This window comes from Arthrobacter sp. Z1-15, assembly GCF_054792395.1.
The window spans coordinates 3,635,501-3,658,494 of record NZ_CP096454.1; the positions used below are offsets into that span (position 1 = coordinate 3,635,501).

Genomic DNA, 22,994 nt, shown 5'->3' on the forward strand with positions numbered 1-22,994 from the left:
CGGTCAGCTGAATCGTGCGGCGGTGGACACCGCGAGGTTGCGGGCTGCAGTGAAGCGTTTGGCCGTGCTGGCCCGGTTCAGCAGCCGTGCCGCACGCACCATCCGGTTTCCCCGGCGGCGCCGGCCGGCGTCGTAGGAGCGCAGGGCGGCGTCGGCGTCGGAAGCCTTCGTCAAGGCCTCCACCAGCGCTACCGCGTCAAGAAGTGCTTCGCAGGCGCCCCGCCCCAGGTTTGGCGCCATGCCGTGGGCGGCATCGCCCAGCAGCGCCGTCCTTCCGAAGACGTAGGAGGGCAGCCGCGGTATGTCGAACAACTCGCGGTAGTCCACCGGGTTCCCCTCGAGGTTTCCAATGACCCGGACCACGGCCGGATGCCAGCCGCGGTAGAGGCTGGTCAGTATCTCGCCCGCCCTTCCCCGGACTTCTTCCAGGGAACCTTCCCCTGGTCCGGAACCCTGTCCGGCACCTTGCCCGGAACCTTGTCCGGAACGGAAGAGCGCCAGGTCTTCAGAGCGGATACAGGCGAACCAGTTGGTGTTTTGCCCGTCCAGCGGTGTGATGCCGAACAGGCGTCCGGGCCCCCACGTCTCCGTCACTTCGGCAGCCGGACCGGGAACAACACCCCGGAATGCCACCGTTCCCAGCGGCCGGGGCCTCGCGGCGCAGCATCCGGTGCGCAGCCGGCTGGAAATACCGTCCGCGGCAATAACAACGTCGGCGCGGGGCAGGGTTTCCAGGCCGGCAACCGGCGAGTTCCAACGGATCAGCCCCGGGGGAAGTTCATCCGCCAGTGCCTCCAACAGGACTGTCCGGGGCACCAGCCTGGCGGTTCTGCCTCCGCCGAGCGCCGCAATCTCGCTGCCGTCGGGCCTCAGGAGGCGGGCACCGGGCTGCTCAACCGAACCGGCGCGGACCGTCCCGCCGGCTCCCAGCACATCCAGTGCCCGCATTGCCTCCGGCCACATCGCCAGCGCCGTTCCGCTTCCGGGCAAGCTCCCGTTGCGTTCAAGGACCTGCACTGACCAGCCGGCACGGAGCAGCCCCCGGGCGGCGGCCATTCCTGCAATGCCTGCTCCGACGATCACTGCCGATCCGCGCATCGCCGCCCCTCCTCAATCTCCGGAGCCGCGCCCGGCGGCCAATCCCGGTAAGCCTGCAGGAAACCGATGAATGATGCAACGGCCGCTCACGCTGCCAGCAGCGGACGCAGGTTCTCCCAGGCCCAGGCGCCCAGGGCGGTGGGGGTGGTTGAGAGGTAGTTCCGCTGATTCTCCGGCGTAAAACCCAGCTGGCCCCGGGACATGCCCAGCACTCCCTCGACCTGTGCCTCGGTGAGGCCGGCAGTGCGCAGCCCGGCCGCGGCGTCGCCCTCCGCCACTTGATCAACGACCAGCTCGCGGCCGACTGCCTCTCCGACGATCCGTGCGACTTCCGGGAAGGTCAGATCCCGTGGCCCAAGTACGCCCAGCGTGCTCACCCCGGTCCAGTCCCGAGCCAGCAGACGCGCCGCGGCCACATCGCCCACATCCCGCGGGTCCACCCAGGGCATCTGGTGCTCCGCCGGAAGCGTCGTGGAGAGCACGCCCGCCCGCAGGGACTCCAGATCCATCAGCAGATTGGTAAAAAAGTAGCCGCAGCGCAGATGCGTCACGTGCGCGCCGGTGGCATTGAGCAATTCCTCGGTGCCGCCCAGTCCGTCAATCTCGCCGAAACCGCTGCGGGCTTCGGCGCCGACACTGCTTTGAAACACCACCCGCGGCACGGCATTGGTGCTGACCGCCGATGCCGCAGTCCTGCCCATCCGGAGATATCCGGCAACCGGATCGTCATCCCCGGTGGGAGGATCCACCCAGTACAGCGCATCTGCACCCAGCGTCGCCCGGATCACTGCCCGTTCATCCCCGGAGTCGCCTTCCACCACATCGCAGCGTCCAATGAGGGCGGGATCCAAACGGCCGGCGTCCCGCACCAGGACCGTGGGCTGCATTCCCGCCTGCACCAGCAGCTGGACCACCCGGGATCCCACGCGTCCCGTTGGGGTTGTCACCACAATCTTCATGAGAATCCTCCGCAGCCGTCGCCACCAGAGTGGCCTGCCGGCAGGTATTCATCAAGAGGAAGCGCTCACTCAGTGGTTCCGGTGCTGCCTCCGGCGGTCCGGTAGCTCCACAGCTCGGCGCTCAACCCGACGGGCTTGCTCCGCGGAGTCCCCGCCGGCTCACCGTCACCTGCCGCTGCTGCGCCGTGCCCGTGGCCGAAGTTCTTGGACTCCACCCAAGCCTGGAACGACTCCTCATCCCGCCACCGCGTGAGAACAAGCCAGGTCGTGCGTTCGTCGGTGGGCTGCAGCAGTTCAAACCCCTCGAAGCCGTCCTGTCCGTCCACGGCACCGGCACGGGCTGCAAACCGGTGCGCGAGCTCATCTCCGGAATCGGCGGGAACGGTGATGGCGTTGATCTTGATAATGGTCATGTCCCTATTATCGTCGGTGCGGCCTACCCGGCCCAGGGCAGCACCAGCGAGGCGTAGCGCGCCTTGACGGTCTCCAGGAGCTCGTCGCCGGGGTTGTCCCAAATTTCCTGGTTAAAGATCTCCACCTCAATGTCACCGGTGTATCCGGCCTCGGCCACCCAGCCGGTGATCGTGGCAAAGTCGATGACGCCGTCGCCCATGATCCCGCGCGAAAGCAGAGCATCGGAAGCGATGGGCAGGTTGAAATCGCAGACCTGGTAGGACGCGATCCGGTCTTCACGGCCGGCCCTGGCAATCTGCGCCCGCAGCTGCGGGTCCCACCACACGTGGAAGGTATCCACTGCCACGCCGACGACGGCGGCAGGGTAGGGAGCGGCCAGGTCCAGTGCCTGCCCCAGAGTGGAGAGAAGTGCCCGGTCCGCGGCGTACATCGGATGCAGGGGCTCCAGCACCAGGCGCACACCGTGCTCGGCGGCAAAGGGGACCAGTTCCTCCAGCCGGTCCGCGACGCGTTGCCGTGCGGCAACGATGTCCCTGTCACCGTCCGGAAGCCCGCCAACCACGAGGAACAGCTCGGACGCCCCCAGGGCTTCGGCCTCCAGAATGGCGGCCCGGTTGTCCCGGACAGCTGCCTCGCGGCCCTCGGCGTCCGCGGCGGTCAGGAAACCGCCGCGGCACAGGGAGGACACCCGGAGCCCGGCATTGCTGATGAGTTTGGCCGCCCGTTCCGTGCCCACTTCGGCAACGCGGTCCCGCCACGGGCCGACGGCGGGGATTCCGGCGCGGACGCATCCCTCGATGACCTGCTCCAGGGTCCAGTATTTGGTGGTGGCGCTGTTCAGGGACAGCCGGGAGAAGTCAGTCACGAGGCAACTCCGTTCACGGTGAGCCAGGCCTGCATGCGGGCGGCGGAGAAGTCAGGGTCCGCGAGCAGTCCGGCCCGGTCCGCCAGCTCGAAGGTCCGCACCAGATGCGGGACCGAGCGGCCGTTCTGCAGCCCGCCCACCATGGAGAAGCCGGGCTGCCTGCCGTTGAGCCAGGACAGGAACGCGATACCCGTCTTGTAGTAGAACGTGGGGGCGCTGAAGATATGCAGGCCCAGCTCCCGGGTGGAATCCAGGATGGCCCGCGCCTTGTCCGGCCGGCCGGCGTCGTAATCCTGCAGTGCAGCGGAGGCGGCCGGGTAGATCGCCGCAAAAATCCCCAACAGGGCGTCGGAATGGTGCGTCCCGTCTCCGTCGATCAGCTCGGGATAGTTGAAATCGTCCCCGGTATAAAGGCGCACTCCCTCCGGAAGGGCCGCACGCAGCGCCTTCTCGTGGGCGGCGTCGAGCAGGGACACTTTCACTCCGTCAACCTTGTCCGCGGACCCTTCGATCAGTTCCCGGAAGGTGGCGGTGGCTGCATCGACGTCCGCGCCGCCCCAGTAGCCGGCCAGTGCGGGGTCGAACATGTCCCCCAGCCAGTGCAGGATGACCGGCTCAGCGGCTTCAGCCAGCAGCGTGGAGTACACACGCAGGTAATCCTCCGGACCCGATGCCGCTTGGGCAAGGGCGCGCGAAGCCATCAGGATCACCTTGGCCCCGGATCCCTCCACCACTGCCATCTGCTCGCGGTAGGCCTCCAGCACCGCGTCCACTCCCGCCCGCCCGGACGGCAGCATGGCCAGGTCAAGCTGGTCGGTGCCGGCTCCGGCGGCAAGCAGGTCGCGGACAGTCTTGCCGGCGACGGCGGGCGCATCCGTGCCAACCACGCCCGCGGCCTCAGCAGCGGAGCGTTTGATCAGTTCCTGAGTGGCCGCCCAATCCAGGCCCATTCCGCGCTGGGCCGTGTCCATGGCATCGGCGACCCCCAGCCCGTAGGACCACAGCTCATGCCGGTAACCCAGCGTGGCGTCCCAGTCCAGGTCAGCCGGAGCACCCGGGACATTGTTGCCGGCGGTACGCGGGATAACGTGGGCGGCGGCGTAGGCTCGGCGTGCGCGCAGCGGCGCCGACGGGCGGTGCCACTCCGGAGGCGGAGCGGTCGTATAGGCGCGGGTGCCGCCGTCGTCGGCCGGAAGCATCAGCTCAGCCATCAGAGGGCAATCTCTTCAATGTCCAAGGTGCGCCGCTCCGCGGAGGATCTCAGGCCGAGTTCGGCCAGCTGCACGCCCCGGGCAGCGGAGAGCAGGCCGAAGCGGTGTTCGCGGCCGGCGACGACGTCGCGCAGGAATTCTTCCCACTGCAGCTTGAAGCCGTTGTCCAGGTCCGCGTTGGCCGGCACTTCCTGCCACTGGCTGCGGAAGGATTCGGTCACCGGCAGGTCCGGGTTCCAGACCGGCTTGGGTGTGTTCACCCGGTGCTGGGACACGCACTTGTTCAGACCGGCGACGGCGGAGCCGTGCGTGCCGTCCACCTGGAATTCGACCAGTTCGTCGCGGTACACGCGGACGGCCCAGGAGGAGTTGATCTGGCCGACCACAGGATCACCGGCCGGGGTTTCCAGCTCGAAGATGCCGTAGGCGGCGTCGTCCGCGGTGGCCTGGTATTCGTTGCTGTCCTCGTCCCAGCGGGTGGGGATGTGGGTGACGGTCTTGGCATTGACGGTACGGACTTTGCCGATGATGCCTTCGAGCACGTAGCTCCAGTGACAGAACATGTCGGTGGTCATGCCGCCGCCGTCTTCCTTGCGGTAGTTCCAGGACGGACGCTGTGCGGCCTGGCTCTCCCCCTCGAAGACCCAATAGCCGAATTCGCCCCGGATGGAGAGGATCCGCCCGAAAAACCCTTCGTCAACCAGGCGGCGGAGCTTGACGAGGCCGGGCAGGTACAGCTTGTCGTGCACGACGCCGGCAGTCACCCCGGTTTCGCGTCCGAGCCGGGCCAGCTCAATGGCCTCCTCGAGGGTTTCCGCCGTGGGTTTTTCGGTGAAGATGTGCTTGCCGGCCAGCATGGCCTTCTTGAGGGTGGCAGCCCGGAGGTTTGTCATGGAAGCGTCGAAAACGACGTCGACGGTGGGGTCTGCGATGACGGCGTCCAGGTCCGTGGTCCATTCGGACACCTTGTGCTTTTCCGCCAGTTCCCGGAGCTTGGCTTCATTCCGGCCCACCAGGATCGGCTCCACCTGGATCCGGGTGCCGTCTTCGAGCAGGAATCCGCCGGCTTCAACGATGGGCAGGATGGAACGCAGCAGGTGCTGGCGGTACCCCATCCGTCCGGTGATTCCGTTCATGGCAATTCGGATGGTGCGGGGGCTGGGGGTGGTGTTCTCCATGGGGTCGGTCTCCGTCGACGGCGGGAAAATGCGGAAAGCGCATTCCGGAATGGGTCCATCCTGCCCCAGCCCCCAGCTTCTGGCAAGCACTTTCCCGGGGGTGCCATAATTGCCCCCTGACTACAGTGGAGGAAACGTGCCCGCTAGCACCTTGTATGAAGTTGCCCGCCATGCCGGGGTTTCCCTCGCCACCGCCTCCCGCGTACTCAACGGCTCCAGCCGCCGTCCCGGCGATGCCATTTCCGAACGGGTCAGGGCGTCAGCGGTGGAGCTCGGCTACATCGCCAACGCACAGGCCCAGGGCCTGGCGAAAAAGAACAGCGGGATGCTGGGACTGATCCTTCACGACATTGCGGACCCGTACTTTTCCACCATTGCCCGCGGCGTCCAGGAGGCCGTACAGGACCAGCAGAAGGTGGTCCTGCTGGCAAGCACGGGCGGCGGACCGGCCAGCGAGCACCGCGCCGTCGCCGCTTTTGCCGCACGCCGTGCGGATGCGATCGTGATCGCCGGAACGCGTTTTAACACCCCGGAAGCCGCCCAAGAAAATGAACTCCTGCTCGCCGAGCTGCGGCGCTACCGTACCAACGGCGGCAAGGTGGCGGTGATCGGCCAGCCTCTGGTGGGATCTGTGGCCGAGGACGGCTTCCGCACCGTCCCGGTGCCCAACCGTGAGCTCAGCCTTCGGCTTGCTGCGGATCTGGCCGGTGCCGGCCACCGCCGCTTCCTCATCCTGGCCGGGCCCGAGGGCCTGCTCACCTCCGACGAACGCGTGGCCGGCTTCCAGGAGGGCCTGAGGCAGGCAGGCCTGGAGCCCGCGGAGGTTCGACGGACCGGTTTCAACCGCGACGGCGGTTACGAGGCGGCCGTCGCGCTGGCGGGCGAACTGGCCGGGGGCCCCGGGGGCCGCCCCGCCGTCTGCGTGTTTGCAGCCAGCGATGTCATGGCCATTGGAGCCATCGCCGGCCTGCGCGAACACGCGCTGCGCATTCCCGAGGATGTTGCAGTCGCCGGTTTCGATGACATCGAAACCCTTCGTGATTTCACTCCTGCACTGACCACGGCACAGCTGCCGCTGTCCAGCCTGGGCAGCGAGGCGGTCGCCCTCGTACTCGCGGAGGATTCTTCGGCAGAGCCCTACGTGGCTGAAGGCCACGTTATTCTGCGCCGGAGCACGGACGTTTCCTAGCCGTACCTGAGTACAGCGGGGCGCCTCGCCACCGCCATTTTCCCCCGTGCCCGGACCTTCCGCCTGTCGCCTCCGGATCTTCCGCCCGGGGCCCAGACCTTCCTCCCCACGCCCGGATTTTCCTCCCGGCGCCCGGACCTTCCGCCCGTCGCCTCCGGATCTTCCTAGACTCCGGCCTCCACGTTGTCGGCGATGGCGGCCGCGAGCACATCCACCACGTCCCGGTTGGCCAGCGGATTACTCATCAGGGTGAAGTCCACTTCGCCGAGCGGAGGCAGGTCCAGCCGTCTGCCCACTTTCTCCAGATCGGCCGGAACCAGGGAGGAAGGCAGCACCGACAGACCAATTCCGGCACGGGTTGCCGCCAGGATCCCGTTAACCTCGCGCGTGTTGCAGGTGACCCGCCAGGTCCGGCCGGCGGCTTCCAGCGCCTCGATCGCGAACCGCCGGCTCAGGCTGGGATGCGGGTAGGCAACGAGCGGAACCGGAGCACCCGGTTCCAGGACTGTCTCCTTGAGCCCGACCCAGACAAACCGGTCACGACGGACATCCGTTCCCTGATCAGAGTTGGCTGCGGTCTTGATAAACACCAGGTCGAGCTGTCCGGCCTGCAGCCGGCGGTGGAGGCGGTCGCTCTGGCTCACGGTCAACTCGAGATTAATCTGCGGATACAGCCGGCGGAAGCGCCGCAGAATATCCGGCAGCCGGGTCAGGGACAGGTCGTCCGCGCTGCCGAAGCGGATCCGGCCCCGCATGGCCGAACCGGAGAAATACGATTCCGCGCTCTGATGTGCGGCCAGGATGTTCCGGGCAAAACCGGCCATGGCGTCGCCGTTGTCGGTCAGGCGCACCGTTTGCGTGTCACGCTCCAGGAGGATCCGGCCGCACGCGGCTTCCAGCTTGCGCACGTGCTGGCTGACGGTGGGCTGGGCCAGGTTCAACCGGGCTGCGGCTCCCGTGAAACTCAGGGTTTCCGCCACAGTCAGAAAACTCAGCAGCTGTGCGGGCTCATACATCGTTCCTCCGGTTACGCATTCATCTCCGACCGCAGCAAAACCGCCCGCGCCTATTACAAAGTGCAATGAGGTTGATAGGGAGCATACTCCCTCTATTCGCTGCTGTCCCGAACTAGGCTGAGGTCCTCATTCCTCCTCACCGCACCCGCCGCTTCGCTCACAGGACGTTCCTTGGTACACCCGTCACCGCAGAAACCCTCTCCGCTGCCTCCTTCGCCACAGCCCTCTTCCCAACGGTCCGCCTCCCCGCATCCCGCACCGGCCCAGACTTCTCTTGCTCAGACTTCTCCTGCTCAGGCCCCTCCCACCCCCGTTGCTTCTCCGGCTCAGGCCACTCCCGCCCCCGCTGCTTCGCCTTCAGAGCGCGTGCCGTGGCGGGACACCTTTGCCTCGCTGCGGATCCTGAACTTCCGGCTCTTCACCGCCGCGCACCTCGTGGCCGTGGTGGCCATCTGGATGCAGCGCATTGCCCAGGACTGGCTTGTTCTGGAGCTTTCCGGAAGCGTCACCGCCGTCGGTATCACCACCGCCTTCCAGTTCCTGCCGACCCTGCTGCTCGGACCCCTGGGCGGAATCATCGCTGACCGGCATTCCAAGCGGATCCTGCTGATGGTGAGCCAGTCTGCCGCCGCCGTCCTGGCCCTTGCCCTTGCGGTGCTTGCGCTGACCGGCGCGGTTCAGGTGTGGCATGTCTACCTTGTGGCGCTGGCGCTGGGCATGGTGACCGTGATTGACCAGCCGGCACGGCAGGTTTTCGTCCATGAAATGGTGGGGCCCAAGCACCTGCGCAACGCCCTGAGTGTGAGCTCCTCGGTCTTCCAGCTCGGCGCCATGGTGGGGCCGGCAGTGGCCGGCGTCATGATCGGCGCCGTCGGCGGAGGGTGGGCCTTCGCCATCAACGCAGCCGCCTGCAGCTTCACGGTGTTCATGCTCGGACGGCTTCGCACCGATCAGCTTTTCCGGACCGAACCCGCGCCCCGCACCAAGGGGATGCTCCGGGAAGGAGCGCGGTATGCCCGCACCACGCCCACCGTGTTCTGGCCGATGGCCATGTGCGCCTTCGTATCGGTCTTTGCCCTGAGTACCCCTGTTCTGATGGCGGCTTTCGCGGACGAGGTCTTCCACAGCGGCGCCAACGGCTTCGGACTCCTGAATACCCTGGTGGCCACCGGAGCGCTGGCCGGTGCGGTGGCGTCGACGCGGCGCCGGACGCTGCGGCTTCGGACCGTCATCGTCAGCGCGGCCACCTTCGGCATCGCTCTGGCTGCGTCCGCCTTTTCGCCGTCCCTTCCGGTCTTCGGCGCGGTCATGATCGTGGCCGGATTCTGTTCCATGCAGTTCATTACGAGCGCCAATCAGCTCGTGCAGTCGACGACGGCGGTAGTCATCCGCGGGCGGGTCATGAGCCTGTACATCATGGTTCTGATTGGCGGACAGGCAGTCGGCGGACCACTCACCGGCTGGCTGGCCGAAGTTCTCGAACCGCAGGGCGCTATTTTCGTCGCCGGGGCGGTCCCCGCACTGGCTGCCGCCGTCATCGGCCTCATCCTGGCACGGCAGGGAAACCTGCGGCTGCGGTTGCCTTCACGGCTGCGCCTGCGGTCACCTCTGCGGCCACGGGGCATCGCCGAGAGCCGGAGGCAGCAGGCCTGATTCGCTTGGTCGCTGAGCCATTGAACTGCTGATGCGCCCGCCGGCAGACGGCACGGCCACAAGCACCGGCAGTCAGCGGCACCGGCAGGCCCGTTCCGGATTTGCTACCGTAGGAGATCAAGACCGGATCCCGGTCTCCGGACGACGGTTCAGTACCCGGACAGCGACAAGACTGGCCAAAGGAATGTGTCATGGCATGGGTCATCCTTGTTTTCTCCGGCATGCTGGAGGCGGTCTGGGCAACAGCGCTCGGCAAATCGGAGAACTTCCGGCGTCTCTGGCCCACGGTCATCTTCGCGGCGGGCATCGTCCTGAGCATGGCCGGCCTCGCCCTTGCCATGCAGTCCATACCTGTGGGCACCGCTTATGCCGTGTGGGTGGGTATCGGGGCCGTCCTGACCGCCGCCTACGCGATGGTGTTCGGCGGCGAGAAAGCCACGGTCATTAAGGTCCTGCTGCTGCTCGGCGTGGTGGGCTGCGTTGTCGGCCTAAAGTTGGTGGGCTAAGCATGCCGTGGATCGTCCTTCTCCTCAGCGCCGTCCTGGAAGCCGTCTGGGCAACCGCCCTCGACGCCTCGGCAGGCTTTACCGTTCTCCTTCCGTCCCTGATCTTCCTTGCCGCCGGGGCCCTTTCCATGGTGGGTCTTTCGTACGCCATGAACTTCATTCCCATCTCCACTGCCTACGCAGTCTGGACGGGTCTGGGTGCGGTTCTGACCGTGGCCTATGCCATGATCTTCGGCAATGAACAGCCCGGGCTGCTGAAGATCCTTTTCCTGGCGGGAATCATCGGCTGTGTGGTCGGACTGAAGTTCGTGGATTCGCCATCCGGTGAGGCACGGGACAGCTCCAACCGCGGCGCCTCCGCACAGGATCAGGAAAGCGGGCACTAGCGGCTTCCAGAGCCGGCCTTTTGCCGCCGGGGCTTTCCAAGGAGTTCAGGCGGGACGATACTGCTCTGGATGCCGGAGTGAAAACGAACTCCGGCACACCCCAGGTAAACCGGCAGCGACGATCGGAGCCTTCCATGGCCACGGCAGAAAGCTCGTCCTCCACCTCCCTCTTCCGGCGCAAGCCCATTGACGAGGTGGAAGACGAAAAAACCGGCAGCAAACTCTTCAAAAGCCTCGGCCTATGGCAGCTGACCGCCATCGGCGTCGGCGGCATCATCGGCATCGGCATCTTCACCCTCGCCGGCCTGGTGGCCAACGGGGGCGCTGATGCTCCCGGCGTCGGGCCCGGCGTGCTGATCTCCTTCCTCATCGCCGGCCTGGCGAGTGCGGCTGCGGCATTGTCCTATGCAGAATTTGCCGGCATGGTTCCCCGGGCCGGTTCCGCGTACACCTACGGGTATGTGGCGCTTGGCGAGATCATCGGCTGGTTCATCGGCTGGGATCTGCTGCTGGAATACACCGCCATCGTTGCCGTGGTCGCCATTGGCATCTCCGGCTATTTCACCGAGTTCATGGCCGGAATCGGCATCGACGTGCCGGCCTGGATGCAGGGCACCGGCGATACCGTGGAGGGCGGGGTCGTGAACCTTCCCGCTCTGGTGGTCTGCCTCTTCATCACGTGGATTCTCAGCCGCGGCACCAAGACCTTCGGCCGGTTCGAGCTCGTGGCCGTGGGGCTGAAGGTGCTGCTCATCCTCTTCATCGTGGGCCTTGGATTCTTTTTCGTGAACGTAGAGAACTACACACCCTTCCTGCCCAACGGCTTCGGCGTGGTCTTCACAGGTGCCGCCACGGTGTTTTTCGCGGTGTTCGGCTATGACGCCATGAGCACGGCAGCGGAGGAGGCAACCGACGGCAAGAAGCACATGCCCAAGGCGATCCTGCTGTCGCTGGCCGTGGCCATGGTGCTGTATGTCCTGGCCACACTGGTGTTGACGGGCATGCAGAACTACACCGAAATCAGCCCCACCGCAGGCTTCGCGTCTGCGTTCCAGTCCGTCGGGCTGCCCGTCATCGCCACCGTGATTTCGGCCTTCGCCGTGCTCTCCATCCTGACCGTCATGCTCACCTTCCTGCTCGGTGTCACCCGGGTCTGGTTTTCCATGAGCCGCGACGGCCTGCTGCCGAGCTGGTTCGCCGGGACCGACCGCCACGGCACTCCGCAGCGCGTGACCTGGATCGCCGGCATTGCTTCCGCCCTGCTCGCGGGCGTCTTCCCCATCCGTGCCGTGGCCGATCTGACAAACATCGGCATCCTCGCTGCGTTTGTGGTGGTCTGCGTGGCAGTCATCGTCCTGCGCCGCCGCCAGCCCGATGCGCCCAGGGAGTTCCGCCTGCCGCTGATGCCGTGGATTCCGGCATTTGGCGTTCTCTCCTCCGGGTTCCTCATGCTGCAGCTGCACTGGGAGACATGGCTGCGCTTCGGCGTCTGGCTCGTGATTGGGCTGATCATCTACTGGTTCTACGGGCGGCGCCATTCGCTGCTGAATCCCAGCAGCCCGCGCCTGGCGCCGCCGGCACCCGAGGCCGCCTAACTGCCAGCCCCTGCCCGGCGCCGGGGCCGTTCCTTTGGACGACCGCTTCTGTGGGACGTCCTCCTTTCGGCCGACGACGACGGCGTCACCGTCTTCTACCGTTGGGGCCATGGATCCCGCTCATTTTGGTGCTTTGGCCGTACTCGCCCTCGTGGATTCCACGAGCTTTGGAACCCTGCTCATTCCGGTCTGGCTGCTGCTGGCACCGGGCAGGCTGCGTTCCGGAAGGATATTGCTGTTCCTGGCGACTGTGGCCGTCTTCTACTTCGCCGCCGGGCTGGCCATCCTGTTTGGCGCCGGGTTTGTGATCGAGAATTACGGCGGGCTTTTCCAATCGCGCGGATTCTCGGTGCTTCTGCTGGTTGCCGGCGCAGCGCTGCTGGCTTGGAGCTTCCAGCTCGAAACCAAGGCAAAACAGGAAAAGGCCTCGCGGTTACAAGTCCAGGTGCCTGTCACCGCTGACCGGCAGGAGGGCGAAAGTTTCGCCGGTTCCGGTGCCGGTACTAGTACCAGTTCCAGTGCTGCCGGTGCCAGTGCTGGGACCAGTGCTGCCAGTGTCGCCGGTGCCGTTCCTGCGGGCCGATTGTCGCGCTGGCGGCTGAAGGCAGTGGGGACCGACTCCCCGCGGGGCGGAAGCGTGGCCCTGGTCGGTTTGGCGCTGGCGGCTGCCACTCTGGAACTCGCGACCATGCTTCCGTATCTGGGTGCGATCGGCTTGATCAGCACCTCTGCTATGGCGTGGCCGCTGCCCGGTTTCGTCCTCGCCGCCTACTGCACGCTCATGGTCATGCCGGCACTCATCCTTCTGGCTGCACGCCTCACCGCGGCCCGGCGGGTGGACCCGATCCTGAGAAGGCTGGACGGCTGTCTGAGCCGGACGTCTACAAACACCCTCTCCTGGGTGACTGGAATCCTGGGTGTCATCCTGATCATCAACACTGTCGGGCCCGCCCTCAGCGGATAACCGCCGCGCCGCCTTTTGGGACAGCCGTCTCCACCGTCGTTGGCGGCCACGCCCTTGGCGGCAGCGGCCCTGCCAGCCGTATTTCGTCCCACGGATAAAACGCGACACAGCACGTTTCAGCGCACCGTTAGACATCGTTCGGTATAAAAGGGGCTATCATCTGCTTGAGGACCTGCTGGGTGGGTCCGGTAGCTGGGGGAGTAAAAATGGGCGGGGAGTCTCAAGAAGTGCCTTTTGCACGGAAAAAATCCGCAATGCTCTTTCGCCGCGGGCGGACCATGCTGGTTCTCGTGGCGGCGTTCTGGTTGTGGCTGCTGCTCGGCAGTGCCAATTTTATTGCCAGCCTCTTCGAATCGCCTTTCTACGCACTGCTGGCTCTGTACGGCCTCGGTGTCGTAACTCTCATCTCCCTACTGGTGGCCGTAGTTTCCGTTTTTTATCTGGTTGCGAACCGTCCTGAAAGCACCAAGGCTGCTGCAGGCGATTCGGTCCGTCCCGGTTTCTCCGAACTGGCACCGGTTATCCGTCTGGTTCCTCGCAAGGTCGTTGACCACAGCGCCGCCCTGACCAACAAGGCAGCAGCAAAATGGCGGGATCTGGCTTCCTGACCAGAGCAATTCCGGCTAAGCAGTTCCCAGCAGCGGGGCCAACCTTGCGCAGGGTTACTCCCCCATAAGGGGCCAAACCCGGCAGCAGGGCTACTCCCCCAGCAGGAGCCAACCCTTGCAGCGGGGCTACTCTCCCAGCAGGGGGACCAAAATGTCAGAGCCGGGCGGCAAGGTTGTCCCATGCCTTCCGTCGTTTCAAGTTTCCTTCCTGCCCCCTCACCTGCGGCGCCTCATGTTCCGGGACCCGCTGTCAGCCCTCCGGTCGGGACCTTGGCCGGAACGCCGTCGCCAATCACGCATGCGCCGTACCGCCGTGAGCCGTACATCCGGTGCCGGACGCCGTCGTCGTCCGTCATTGACGGCAAGGCAGCTGCCTGGACCCGCACCGCAGTCCTCCTGCATTGGATGGACGATCTCGGACGAGCCCACAACCGCTGGGTTCCCGCGACGGCAGTGCAGCGCGTGAGCCGGGACGAATCGTCGTGGCAGGACCCCTACGACGACTGGTCCTTCTACTATCCGGAGCTTCCCGCAGCTTTGCCTTCCGCAGCCTCGCACTCCGCAGTCCTGCCCGCCGCAGCTTAGGACCAGTCGAGCGGCGTATCCCGCCGGGGTTCTCCTCTTTATGCGCTCCTGCGCTGCCGATTCCTTGACACTTCCGCGCCCCCGCGTGCTTATGGAGGTAAGGCGGAGCGCCGGCTGGGATCAGCAGCTGCAGCCCGGGGAGCGGAGCAGGAAATGGAATTTAAGGGCATCATTGAGGCGGCCGGGGAAATTGTTGACCTGGCAGGGGTGGCGGTAATCATCGTTGGTGCCGTTATTGCTACGGTGTCCGCTCTGCGGACCCTCCTCCGGCGCAGCGGACGGCCGGTGTATGAGTCCTACCGTCAGCAGCTGGGCAGATCCATTCTCCTCGGTCTGGAGCTGCTGGTGGCTGCGGACATCATTCGCACGGTGGCTGTGACTCCCACCTTTGAGTCGCTCGGTGTATTGGCTCTGATCGTCCTGATACGGACTTTCCTCAGCTACACCCTGCAGCTGGAAGTCACGGGCAGGCTGCCCTGGCAGCAGTCACGCGGCACCGCCGCCGTTCCTCCTGGTGGATAAGTGGGACGGGGGCCGGCGGGAATCAACCGCGAGCCAAAGCACCGGGCCACCCGAACCCGACCCGAACCCACCGGAACCCAACCGGATTCAGCCTGTTCCACCGTGTTCATGGGGCCACTCTGAGGTGCTGCCAATGCTCTTTCGGGTGTCGCCCCTGCGGAAGGTGGAGATCGCCGGTCCCAAATGTCATCACAGGGGATGAGGCGCGCCGGCAGCGGCTGATCCTATTCTGGACTGGCGGCGAAAAGGCTTCAACAGAGGGTGCGGCCGCACGAATGGAGATTTTCATTCATTGATTGTTGGGCCTCTGTTAATGATGAAGGAGCAAGGTTTTCCGTATGCCGATCGAATACCTTATGTGGGCTCCTTTGGTGGCTACATCGCTGGTTTTGTACGTCACTCTGGCAGCGGCCGCCTTTTTCAGCATCGCCAATTCGGACTGGGTTTCTCCTTTTTCCCGCCGACTGTGGGCGGCAACCGTGATTCTGCTGCCCATTGCTGGCGCCGTGTTGTGGTTGGCGGCGTCGCATCGCTACAACACAACCCACCACGACGACGGCGAGGCGGAACGGACGCCGAAGGCCGACGCCGGCAAAGTGGCGCCGGATAGGAGCTTTCTGGCTAAGCGGAAGCCAGTTCAGCGGACGACGGGTAAGAGGACTCAGGCTAAGAGAACGAAGGCCAGGAGAACGCTGGCTAAGAGAACACTGTCTAAAGGAAAGCCAGCTAAAAGGACGGCGGCCAGTCACGGTACCGTCCGGTGGACCCTGCCGGTTCACCGCCTCCGCAGCCGCGGTGGTATCTAGGCATCAACAGCGGCAGGCCTGGCCCGCACCGATATATCCCCTAGAAAGGTGGCGGGTCGTCTCCGTAGTCGTCCGGGTCGCCGTAGTTGCCGCGGTCTCCGGCACCCGGCTGACCCGTGCCTGATTGTCCGGCAGCCGCAACACTCGCGGCACTCGCCGGACCCACCGGTCCAAGGGCTGGTGCTGTCCGCCGGGCCGCTGCTGCAGGGCCCAGGGCTGGCGGGGCTGGTGCTGTGTCCCGGGCCAGGGTCAGGCGTGGTTCGGTGCGGTACTTTCGTCCTCCCGGTGAGGTCCACTCAATAATCCCGGGACTGGGCTGGCAGGCTTTCCAGAATCCTTTGGTTTTGAACATGTGGTGCCGCCGGCATAAATGCTCCAGGTTGTCGTGATCGGTGGCACCTCCCTGCGCGAAGGGTTTGGTGTGATCGATTTCGGAGATCACCGCATTGGTCCGGCAGCCCGGGAACCGGCACGTCCCGTCACGGACCCGCAGCAGCTGCTTCAACCCATCCGGGACTTTCCGCCGCTTTCCGACCCGCAGGATCTCCTCGGTGTCCGGGTTCCGTTCCACCGGCGTCCACTTCGCCGCTTCGCGGGCCATCCGCCGTGCCGTTTCGGGGCTGATGGGTCCGTAGCCGTGCAGTTCCGCGGGCTGGTCATCGGCGCCCAGGAGGGTTTCGGCGCTGATCAGGACCAGGATCTCGGTCCGGGCCCGGGCCCCGTGGCCGCCGCACCCGGTGCCGGTCTTCGAACCCCCGCTTCTGCCCGCCCCGGAACGCTTACCTGACCCGGAACGCGGGCAGTCACCCTCACACGTAGCGTCGTGGTTTCCGCCGTCGAGGAGGTCGGTGAGGATGTCGGTGCGGAGCTGGTCCACGGTGCGCGGGTCTCCGTGGGCCTGCTCGCCGCGGGCTGCAATGCTGAGCCGGGTGAAGAACGCCTGGGCTTTCTCGGCCGGGAGCAGGGCCGAGAGCCAGGACATTCCGTCGCAGTCAGGTTGCAGGGCCACCCGCCGCTGCTCGAACGCGCTGCGCTGACGCACGGTGATGGTTTCCGGGTAGGTGTTCTCCCGCAGCCGCCGGGCCCGGACCCGGAACTGGGTGTGGGTTTGTTCGGGTGCCAGGTCCAGCAGTTGTGTTTGGAAGGAGGGCAGTTCCTTCGCGGGGATGTTCTGGCACTGATCGATGACGGTCTGCGCGTGGCCGTAGCTGATGTTTCCGGTTTCCAGGGCGTGCAGGGTGGCGGTGTGGGTGGTGCACAGGGTTCCGGCCTCGCTCATCAACATCATGGCGGTGTTCGCGGGGACGTGCAGGATCGCAGCTGCTTCCTCGGCGGCGAGGCTGAAGGCCATCGCGGGGTCCAGGGTGGCGGTGTCCTGGAGGTATTCGGTGCGGAACTGGGTGTGGATGCGGGTGAGGGTTTTGGCTTGCTGGGCCTGGGCCCAGCGGATGAGGTGATCGAGGCGGGAGAGGACGGTTGCGGCTTCGTCCTGGTTCAGGGACTGCAGGTTTTGCAGGGCCAGGGATCCGGTGAGTCCGTCCTGGTACACGGGGCCGGGCAGCTCAGGAGCCGTCGGGGCTGGAACGGAACCGGGAGCGGCACCTGGCACGTCCCGGACAGCCGCTGTTGCGGAACCGGAAACTGTCCCGGGAGCGGCAGCGTAAACCGACATGGTGCACTCTGCCGCCTTGCCGCTACCGGCATCTTCGCCGGGGAAAGATCCGTTCTGATCCATGTCTTCAGGCTTTCACCCGCCACTGACATTTCCGGCCCCAAAAGAGCCCCAAAAGGCCCCTCGGGAGCCCTTTTCAGGTACTCCAAATACCCGACTTTTTCACCCGACTACCTAGGCGGTGGCCGTGCGACTCCCCTGTGCCTATCGCACAGCATCCGGCAAAGGAGACTGTCGGGTCCACCGAAGGAAACCGTCCGGTCAGGCGAAGGAGACAGGGTCGGGTCAGGCGAGAGAAGACTGGCACCCTCCTGCCTGAGGAGCCTGGTTCGGGCGTTGTGCAGGGGCGCTGAGCAGGGCGCTGTGCAGGGAAACGGATACGAATCCCGTTGGCTCTTTTTCCTCGCCCGCGCAGGTCTTTTCCCTCACCGGCACAAGACTTTGCCCCGGGTGTTCGACCTCCCGGCAAGCTTAACTTCGGCTCGCCGAACTAGCGTGTTACGTTTCTGTTATGAGCAACAAAACGGCCACCTCAGCCTCGGCCGCATCCCACGTGCCGGCACCTGCTCCGAAGCGCCTGCTCTGGATGCTCGGTCCGGCATTGGTTGCCGGAGTCGCGTATCTGGACCCGGGCAACGTCGCCAGCAATATGACTGCCGGAGCCCGCTTCGGTTACCTGCTGGTCTGGGTAGTGGTTGCCGCCAACACCATGGCCTGGCTCATCCAATACCTCTCCGCCAAGCTGGGCCTGGTCACGGGCAGGTCCCTGCCCGAGCTCCTGGGTCAGCGCATAAGCCGCAAATCAGCACGCCGGCTGTACTGGCTCCAGGCAGAACTCGTGGCCATGGCCACCGACATTGCTGAGGTCATTGGCGGAGCAGTAGCCCTCTGGCTTTTGTTCGACCTGCCGCTGCTGCTCGGCGGAGTGATCACAGGAGTGATTTCCATGGCCGTGCTCGGCCTGCAGGGCAGCGGCCGGCACCGGACCTTCGAGTACGTGATCGTGTCCATGATGGCGATCATCGCCGTCGGCTTCACTGCCGGCGTCGTCATTTCACCGCCCGACGCCGGTGAACTGGCAGGCGGTCTGGTTCCGCGTTTCAAGGGCAGCGAATCCGTGCTGCTGGCCGCCTCCATTCTGGGCGCGACCGTCATGCCGCACGCCATTTACGCACATTCGGCGCTGACCCGCGACCGCTTCCCGGACCGCAGCGCCGCCCTCACCACTCCGATGTTGATCCGTGCCACACGGTGGGATGTCACCATTGCACTGGCCGTGGCCGGAACGGTAAACCTGGCCATCCTGCTGCTTGCGGCCAGTTCTTTGCAGGGAGTCGACGGCACCGACACGCTGGAAGGAGCTCACGCTGCCATCGCTGCATCCCTGGGCGGCGCCGTCGCAACCCTCTTTGCGGTGGGACTCCTCGCCTCGGGCCTGGCCTCGACGTCGGTGGGCGCATACGCCGGAGCTGAAATCATGCAGGGGCTGCTGAAGGTCCGCATTCCGATGCTCCTGCGCCGCCTGATCACCCTGATTCCGGCGCTCCTGATTCTTGCGGCCGGAATCGACCCCACCTGGGCGCTGGTCCTGAGCCAGGTCATCCTGTCCTTCGGTATTCCGTTTGCCCTGATTCCGCTGGTCTGGCTCACCTCCCGCAAGGACCTGATGGGAGTGCACTGCAACCGCTGGTGGACGACGGCGCTTGGCGTGGTGGTCGCGCTGCTTCTGGTGGGTCTGAACATCACGCTGCTGGTGCTGACCTTCAGCGGTGCAGCTTAGCGGCTACCGCGATTCACCGGGCGCGGCCGCGGCGTTGACACCGGGTCAGTCAGTCAGCCGGTCAGTCAGTCAGTCAGTCAGTCAGTCAGTCAGTCAGTCAGTCAGTCAGTCAACGATCCCTCCACCAGCGCAGTGGCAATGCTGTCGGCGTCCTGCAGCGCTGCCAGGTAGCGTTCCGCGTCGAGGGCTGCCGCGCAACCGGTCCCGGCAGCCGTGATGGCCTGGCGGTAGCGGTGGTCCACAGCGTCTCCGCAGGCAAAGACCCCGTCGGCTGAAGTGGCAGTGGTGGGAGCGGAAACGCTGATGTAGCCCTCCGAATCCAGCTCCACCTGCCCGTGCAGCAGTTCGGTGCGCGGCACATGGCCGATGGCGACAAACACCCCGTTGGCGGGCAGCTCCCGTTTTTCCCCGGTCACCGTGTCAGTAAGAGTCACTCCCGAAACCCTGTCAGTACCGTGGACGGCGGTTACCTCGCTGTTCCACTCAAACCGGATCTTTTCGTGGCTTTTGGCCCGCATCGCCATGATGCGCGAGGCCCGCAGCTCGCCGCGGCGCACAATCACCGTAACCGTCTTGCCGAACCGGCTCAGGAACAGTGCCTCCTCCATGGCCGAGTCCCCGCCGCCAACCACCAGGACGTCCTGGTCACGGAAGAAGAACCCGTCGCACGTGGCGCACCAGGAGATGCCGCGGCCGTTGAGCCGTTTCTCCTCAGGCAGTCCCAGCTCCTTGTAAGCGGAGCCCGTGGCCAGAATGACGCTGCGCGCCTTGTACTTGCCGCCGCCCCCGGTCTCCACCCGCTTGGTGTGCCCGCCCAGTTCCACGGATACGACGTCGTCGTACTGCACGACGGCGCCGAACTTTTCCGCCTGCCGGCGCAGGTTGTCCATCAGGTCTGGGCCTTGGATGCCCTCCGGAAAACCGGGAAAGTTCTCCACCTCGGTGGTGTTCATGAGGGCGCCGCCCGCGGTCACGGAGCCGGCGAGGACGCGCGGCGTGAGCCCCGCGCGAGCGGCATAAACAGCTGCCGTGTAGCCGGCCGGACCGGAGCCGACGATGATGACCTGATCAGTGCCCATTGTGTGCGCGCCTTCCGGTGTGGTCCTTCCGGTGTGGTTCCAGTGTGAAGGCATACTTGACGGGTGAGAACCCTTCCCCTGCCAGCCGTCGACCTGGTGCAGCTGCCGGTTCCGGCCATCGATGCCCTCGCCGCCGGCGACCTGGCCACAGCCAACCAGCTTTCCCCCGTGCCCCTGACGGCACACTTTTCCTCGGACCGGCAGGCGGTGTGGAAAATCCGCAGTGTGCAGCTGGCTACCGCGCCCGACGACGCCGGGTGGGTCACCGGAGCGATCGTGGACCGCGCGAACGGGCAGGCAGTGGGCTGCGCCGGATTCCACGGGCCGCCCGATGCCGGCGGCATGGTGGAACTGGGGTATTCAGTGGACCCGGTTTTCCGCCGGCGCGGCTATGCCCGGGCAGCGCTGGAACTGCTGCTCGCGCGGGCGGCCCGGGAGCCTGCCGCGCGGACGGTGCGGGCGACGGTCAGCCCCGAAAATGAAGCCTCCATCAACCTCGTGCTGCAGTACGGGTTCGAGGAAAACGGCTCCCAATGGGATGCGGAAGACGGGCTGGAGATTATTTTTGAGCGTGACGCGGGTCTGCAGAGTTCCGCGGGACGTTAGCGGTCAGGAAGCCGCTCAGTAAGCCGGCCATCGGCTGCCGCGGTCTGCGCGGGCGCCGCGGAATTTTCATCCGGTGCAGCGCCCAGGAGGTCGGCAACCGCACCGGCAAAGGGCTGCCACTCGCGCTGCATCTGCGCCAGCCGCTCACGTCCGGCGGCGGTAATCTCGAAGACCTTGCGGCCGGGTCCACCCTCCCCCTCGCGCCACACCGAGGTCACCGCGCCCTCGGTTTCCAGGCGGTTAAGGACGGGATAAAGCGCACCACCCTTAACCGGGCCGATACCGGTTTTCTGCAGGCGCTGAGCCACGGCATATCCGTGGGCGCCGCCATGCGCCAGTACTGCCAGCACGCAGGTCGTAAGCAGGCCCCGCTGCCACTCCCGGGACAGTTCGGGATCATTCATGACACTAATCATGCCACCCACTAGTTACCGCTGCGACTAGGACGGGTGAGCGTCGGCCCGGTGTGCATGTCCTCTTCTCAGACGCCTGTTGGTTCGGAGCCTTTGCGCCGGCCGCGCAGATCCCGCCGCCACGCGAGCAGGGCGCCCACAATAAAGAACGCCGTGGCGAACCAGCGCCACAGACTCGGCTGGTCAGCAGTCCACAGGTACACGACCGTAATAAGGACCCACACTGCGGCAACCACCGTGGCCGCCCAGGCCAGGAAACGCCCCTGGGCGCGGTGGGGCTGCGCCGAACCGTCGACCAGCTGCAGGGCGTACAGCTGAGGCGAACCCAGCACGTCCTGCGGATGCGCTGCACCGCTCTCCCGCCATGTGGTCCGGGCCTCGGCCACATAGCCGGAGGCGGCCGGGCGGCTCAGGAAGTAGCGGCCGCGGAGCAACCCGCTGAGCTGCATAAACCACTTGTCGGCCGAGTGGTCATGCCGGGCCGCCGGACGTCTGCGGCTGGGCATATTCCACGCCACGACAAACACAGTGATAAACGCGAGCAGCGGCACGAAGGTTGACACCGCACCGATCGGTTGGCTGTCCGCGAGCGGAAGGGCGGCGGCGGTGCCTAGTCCAAGGGCAGCGACTGCCAGCGCCACCAGTGACCAGCTTCGCCGAATCTGCCCGGCGCGGCGCGCAAACCAGCCTGCCACCACGGACCCGAAGGCAACGGTTCCGGCCGTGAGCAACACGAGCTGCCAGGGAAACATCTCCACCGTCGTGCCCTGCGCGAGCAGCAGGTAGGCACTCAGAAGGGATCCGGTAAAGCCCACAGCCAGCAGGACGCCCTGTAGATGATCCGCCGGGGCGGCGCCGTCCATGTCGACGGCGGCGCGTTCCTCGTCGGTGATCCGGTCAGCAGCCACCTCGTCAGCATAGGTTTCCGCGTCACCAAAAAGCTCCTGCGCAGGGCGGCCGGATTCTGCGCAGGCTTCCTGCGCTTCAACGAGGACCTGTTCAATCAGCTCCCGCCCGGCCGCAGAATGCCCAACTGCCAGCCGCCATCGGAGCGCGTATCCCCATTGTTTATCCTCCGGCCGGACCCAGTCGGTCTCGTTGTACGTGCCCATGGATTCTCCTTGCTGTTCTCCGGCGGCCAGCCGCCCGGTGGTGGTTCCACCGATCTTGGCACCTTCTAGTCTGAAACTCAACTAGTCGAGATGCTGATCAGTCCAGTTGGCAGCCCCGCCCCGCCCCCTGGACGCCTATCCCGTCTCATTTCACGGGACCAGCCACCCGACAGCTAGGCTGGCCCGGTGATTTCCGAAAACCTCTTCGCCCGCCAGGCCACCCTGACCACCGAGCGGCTGCGCCTCGAGCCGCTGGGCCCGGAGCATTTCGACGGCGCCTGGGCGGGCCTGCAGGATGAGGAAGCTATGCGTCTGACCGGAACGCACGCGAATTTCGCGCCGGCGCAGATCCGGACTTGGCTGGCAGGACTGGCCGGACGGCACGACCGGGCTGACTGGGCCGTCATCCGGATCGCCGATGACCGCAACCCGGATGAGCGGTACCGCCGGGAGCAGTATCTGGGCGAGGTCGTGCTGAATGACCTGGACCCGGACAACGAATCCGTCGGCTTCCGGATCGCACTGGCACCGGCCGAGGTGCTGGGCCAGGGGTACGGCACGGAGGCGACCCGCGCCGTCGTCGCGCATGCGTTTGATGATCTGGGCCTGCACCGGGTGGCACTGGAGGTTTTCGCCTTCAATCCGCGGGCGCAGCGCGCGTACGAAAAGGCAGGCTTCACTGTTGAGGGCCGCCAGCGCGAGGCCCTGTTCTGGGAGGGCGAGTGGGTGGACGCCATCAGCATGGCGATGCTCGCGGGTGACTCCCGGCCCTAAGCC

Annotated in this window: 24 protein-coding genes and 1 riboswitch; of the genes, 13 read left to right on the plus strand and 11 right to left on the minus strand. The window is 65.8% G+C overall.

Annotated elements, in window-relative coordinates; genetic code table 11:
• Positions 1–3: 3 nt before the first annotated feature.
• From M1D40_RS16845 to M1D40_RS16870, 6 genes are all read right to left on the minus strand, one after another.
• Positions 4–1,098 (minus strand): FAD-dependent oxidoreductase, encoded by a 1,095-nt coding sequence (locus M1D40_RS16845; RefSeq protein WP_461169572.1) that lies wholly within the window; start codon positions 1,096–1,098, stop codon positions 4–6.
• A gap of 86 nt (positions 1,099–1,184) precedes the next feature.
• Positions 1,185–2,057: an NAD(P)H-binding protein gene (locus M1D40_RS16850; RefSeq protein WP_461169573.1), complete on the minus strand. Its 873-nt coding sequence runs from the start codon at positions 2,055–2,057 to the stop codon at positions 1,185–1,187.
• Positions 2,058–2,122: 65 nt separating this feature from the next.
• On the minus strand, positions 2,123–2,470 hold the full coding sequence (locus tag M1D40_RS16855; protein WP_341394304.1) for an antibiotic biosynthesis monooxygenase family protein: 348 nt from the start codon (positions 2,468–2,470) through the stop codon (positions 2,123–2,125).
• A gap of 23 nt (positions 2,471–2,493) precedes the next feature.
• Positions 2,494–3,336 (minus strand): sugar phosphate isomerase/epimerase family protein, encoded by an 843-nt coding sequence (locus tag M1D40_RS16860; protein ID WP_461169574.1) that lies wholly within the window; start codon positions 3,334–3,336, stop codon positions 2,494–2,496.
• The gene (locus M1D40_RS16865) at positions 3,333–4,547 is read right to left on the minus strand and encodes a dihydrodipicolinate synthase family protein (RefSeq protein ID WP_461169575.1); all 1,215 of its coding nucleotides are present in this window, start codon (positions 4,545–4,547) and stop codon (positions 3,333–3,335) included. The genes M1D40_RS16860 and M1D40_RS16865 overlap by 4 nt, the downstream gene beginning before the upstream one ends.
• Positions 4,547–5,725, minus strand: coding sequence for a Gfo/Idh/MocA family protein (locus tag M1D40_RS16870; protein ID WP_461169576.1), 1,179 nt, complete (start codon positions 5,723–5,725; stop codon positions 4,547–4,549). The genes M1D40_RS16865 and M1D40_RS16870 overlap by 1 nt, the downstream gene beginning before the upstream one ends.
• Positions 5,726–5,861: 136 nt before the next feature.
• Between M1D40_RS16870 and M1D40_RS16875 the strand changes: the two genes are divergently transcribed.
• Positions 5,862–6,914 (plus strand): LacI family DNA-binding transcriptional regulator, encoded by a 1,053-nt coding sequence (locus tag M1D40_RS16875; protein ID WP_461169577.1) that lies wholly within the window; start codon positions 5,862–5,864, stop codon positions 6,912–6,914.
• A gap of 164 nt (positions 6,915–7,078) precedes the next feature.
• On the opposite strand, the gene M1D40_RS16880 is transcribed toward M1D40_RS16875, so the two are convergent.
• Positions 7,079–7,930 carry a LysR family transcriptional regulator gene (locus tag M1D40_RS16880; RefSeq protein WP_341394310.1) on the minus strand — a complete coding sequence of 284 codons (852 nt, stop codon included), beginning with the start codon at positions 7,928–7,930 and terminating at the stop codon, positions 7,079–7,081.
• A gap of 204 nt (positions 7,931–8,134) precedes the next feature.
• Between M1D40_RS16880 and M1D40_RS16885 the strand changes: the two genes are divergently transcribed.
• The 9 genes from M1D40_RS16885 (at position 8,135) to M1D40_RS16925 (ending at position 15,555) form a co-directional block, all read left to right on the plus strand.
• On the plus strand, positions 8,135–9,583 hold the full coding sequence (locus tag M1D40_RS16885; RefSeq protein ID WP_461171079.1) for an MFS transporter: 1,449 nt from the start codon (positions 8,135–8,137) through the stop codon (positions 9,581–9,583).
• 116 nt (positions 9,584–9,699) lie between these two features.
• Positions 9,700–9,764: riboswitch (guanidine-III (ykkC-III) riboswitch) on the plus strand.
• A gap of 10 nt (positions 9,765–9,774) precedes the next feature.
• Complete coding sequence (locus M1D40_RS16890; RefSeq protein ID WP_461169578.1) at positions 9,775–10,089, plus strand: DMT family transporter; 315 nt, start codon at positions 9,775–9,777, stop codon at positions 10,087–10,089.
• A 2-nt stretch (positions 10,090–10,091) separates the two neighbouring features.
• Positions 10,092–10,475, plus strand: coding sequence for a DMT family transporter (locus M1D40_RS16895; RefSeq protein ID WP_461169579.1), 384 nt, complete (start codon positions 10,092–10,094; stop codon positions 10,473–10,475).
• A gap of 134 nt (positions 10,476–10,609) precedes the next feature.
• On the plus strand, positions 10,610–12,070 hold the full coding sequence (locus tag M1D40_RS16900) for an amino acid permease (RefSeq protein ID WP_341394314.1): 1,461 nt from the start codon (positions 10,610–10,612) through the stop codon (positions 12,068–12,070).
• Positions 12,071–12,179: 109 nt separating this feature from the next.
• The gene (locus M1D40_RS16905; RefSeq protein ID WP_461169580.1) at positions 12,180–13,034 is read left to right on the plus strand and encodes a GAP family protein; all 855 of its coding nucleotides are present in this window, start codon (positions 12,180–12,182) and stop codon (positions 13,032–13,034) included.
• A 206-nt stretch (positions 13,035–13,240) separates the two neighbouring features.
• Positions 13,241–13,642: a hypothetical protein gene (locus tag M1D40_RS16910; protein ID WP_461169581.1), complete on the plus strand. Its 402-nt coding sequence runs from the start codon at positions 13,241–13,243 to the stop codon at positions 13,640–13,642.
• Positions 13,643–13,822: 180 nt separating this feature from the next.
• Entirely contained in the window at positions 13,823–14,227 is a 405-nt protein-coding gene (locus M1D40_RS16915; RefSeq protein ID WP_461169582.1) for a hypothetical protein, read from the plus strand.
• A 153-nt stretch (positions 14,228–14,380) separates the two neighbouring features.
• Positions 14,381–14,749, plus strand: coding sequence for a DUF1622 domain-containing protein (locus tag M1D40_RS16920; RefSeq protein WP_461169583.1), 369 nt, complete (start codon positions 14,381–14,383; stop codon positions 14,747–14,749).
• 338 nt (positions 14,750–15,087) lie between these two features.
• Positions 15,088–15,555 carry a PLD nuclease N-terminal domain-containing protein gene (locus tag M1D40_RS16925; RefSeq protein ID WP_461169584.1) on the plus strand — a complete coding sequence of 156 codons (468 nt, stop codon included), beginning with the start codon at positions 15,088–15,090 and terminating at the stop codon, positions 15,553–15,555.
• Between the two features lie 40 nt (positions 15,556–15,595).
• On the opposite strand, the gene M1D40_RS16930 is transcribed toward M1D40_RS16925, so the two are convergent.
• The gene (locus M1D40_RS16930) at positions 15,596–17,290 is read right to left on the minus strand and encodes an HNH endonuclease signature motif containing protein (protein ID WP_461169585.1); all 1,695 of its coding nucleotides are present in this window, start codon (positions 17,288–17,290) and stop codon (positions 15,596–15,598) included.
• A gap of 448 nt (positions 17,291–17,738) precedes the next feature.
• Here M1D40_RS16930 and M1D40_RS16935 point away from each other — a divergent pair, with 448 nt between their 5' ends.
• Positions 17,739–19,007: an Nramp family divalent metal transporter gene (locus M1D40_RS16935; RefSeq protein ID WP_461169586.1), complete on the plus strand. Its 1,269-nt coding sequence runs from the start codon at positions 17,739–17,741 to the stop codon at positions 19,005–19,007.
• A 101-nt stretch (positions 19,008–19,108) separates the two neighbouring features.
• Here the strand turns inward: M1D40_RS16935 and trxB are convergent, their stop codons facing one another.
• A complete protein-coding gene (gene trxB, locus M1D40_RS16940) occupies positions 19,109–20,086 on the minus strand; it encodes a thioredoxin-disulfide reductase (protein ID WP_461169587.1) in 978 nt (325 codons plus the stop codon).
• A 63-nt stretch (positions 20,087–20,149) separates the two neighbouring features.
• On the opposite strand from trxB, the gene M1D40_RS16945 reads away from it, so the two are divergent.
• Positions 20,150–20,692 (plus strand): GNAT family N-acetyltransferase, encoded by a 543-nt coding sequence (locus M1D40_RS16945; protein WP_461169588.1) that lies wholly within the window; start codon positions 20,150–20,152, stop codon positions 20,690–20,692.
• Here M1D40_RS16945 and M1D40_RS16950 read toward each other — a convergent pair.
• Complete coding sequence (locus tag M1D40_RS16950) at positions 20,689–21,096, minus strand: PadR family transcriptional regulator (protein ID WP_341394324.1); 408 nt, start codon at positions 21,094–21,096, stop codon at positions 20,689–20,691. The two genes, M1D40_RS16945 and M1D40_RS16950, sit on opposite strands and share 4 nt — an antisense overlap.
• Before the next feature lie 77 nt (positions 21,097–21,173).
• Positions 21,174–22,298 (minus strand): hypothetical protein, encoded by a 1,125-nt coding sequence (locus tag M1D40_RS16955; RefSeq protein WP_461169589.1) that lies wholly within the window; start codon positions 22,296–22,298, stop codon positions 21,174–21,176.
• Between the two features lie 105 nt (positions 22,299–22,403).
• On the opposite strand from M1D40_RS16955, the gene M1D40_RS16960 reads away from it, so the two are divergent.
• Complete coding sequence (locus M1D40_RS16960) at positions 22,404–22,991, plus strand: GNAT family N-acetyltransferase (RefSeq protein WP_461169590.1); 588 nt, start codon at positions 22,404–22,406, stop codon at positions 22,989–22,991.
• The last annotated feature ends 3 nt before the right edge of the window (positions 22,992–22,994 follow it).

Coding starts and splice junctions, on each gene's coding strand:
- M1D40_RS16845 (WP_461169572.1), bottom strand. CDS start 1,098: ATGCGCGGATCGGCAGTGATCGTCGGAGCAGGCATTGCAGGAATGGCC.
- M1D40_RS16850 (WP_461169573.1), bottom strand. CDS start 2,057: ATGAAGATTGTGGTGACAACCCCAACGGGACGCGTGGGATCCCGGGTG.
- M1D40_RS16855 (WP_341394304.1), bottom strand. CDS start 2,470: ATGACCATTATCAAGATCAACGCCATCACCGTTCCCGCCGATTCCGGA.
- M1D40_RS16865 (WP_461169575.1), bottom strand. CDS start 4,547: ATGGCTGAGCTGATGCTTCCGGCCGACGACGGCGGCACCCGCGCCTAT.
- M1D40_RS16870 (WP_461169576.1), bottom strand. CDS start 5,725: ATGGAGAACACCACCCCCAGCCCCCGCACCATCCGAATTGCCATGAAC.
- M1D40_RS16880 (WP_341394310.1), bottom strand. CDS start 7,930: ATGTATGAGCCCGCACAGCTGCTGAGTTTTCTGACTGTGGCGGAAACC.
- M1D40_RS16890 (WP_461169578.1), top strand. CDS start 9,775: ATGGCATGGGTCATCCTTGTTTTCTCCGGCATGCTGGAGGCGGTCTGG.
- M1D40_RS16895 (WP_461169579.1), top strand. CDS start 10,092: ATGCCGTGGATCGTCCTTCTCCTCAGCGCCGTCCTGGAAGCCGTCTGG.
- M1D40_RS16900 (WP_341394314.1), top strand. CDS start 10,610: ATGGCCACGGCAGAAAGCTCGTCCTCCACCTCCCTCTTCCGGCGCAAG.
- M1D40_RS16905 (WP_461169580.1), top strand. CDS start 12,180: ATGGATCCCGCTCATTTTGGTGCTTTGGCCGTACTCGCCCTCGTGGAT.
- M1D40_RS16910 (WP_461169581.1), top strand. CDS start 13,241: ATGGGCGGGGAGTCTCAAGAAGTGCCTTTTGCACGGAAAAAATCCGCA.
- M1D40_RS16915 (WP_461169582.1), top strand. CDS start 13,823: ATGCCTTCCGTCGTTTCAAGTTTCCTTCCTGCCCCCTCACCTGCGGCG.
- M1D40_RS16920 (WP_461169583.1), top strand. CDS start 14,381: ATGGAATTTAAGGGCATCATTGAGGCGGCCGGGGAAATTGTTGACCTG.
- M1D40_RS16925 (WP_461169584.1), top strand. CDS start 15,088: ATGCCGATCGAATACCTTATGTGGGCTCCTTTGGTGGCTACATCGCTG.
- M1D40_RS16930 (WP_461169585.1), bottom strand. CDS start 17,290: ATGGATCAGAACGGATCTTTCCCCGGCGAAGATGCCGGTAGCGGCAAG.
- M1D40_RS16935 (WP_461169586.1), top strand. CDS start 17,739: ATGAGCAACAAAACGGCCACCTCAGCCTCGGCCGCATCCCACGTGCCG.
- trxB (WP_461169587.1), bottom strand. CDS start 20,086: ATGGGCACTGATCAGGTCATCATCGTCGGCTCCGGTCCGGCCGGCTAC.
- M1D40_RS16950 (WP_341394324.1), bottom strand. CDS start 21,096: ATGAATGATCCCGAACTGTCCCGGGAGTGGCAGCGGGGCCTGCTTACG.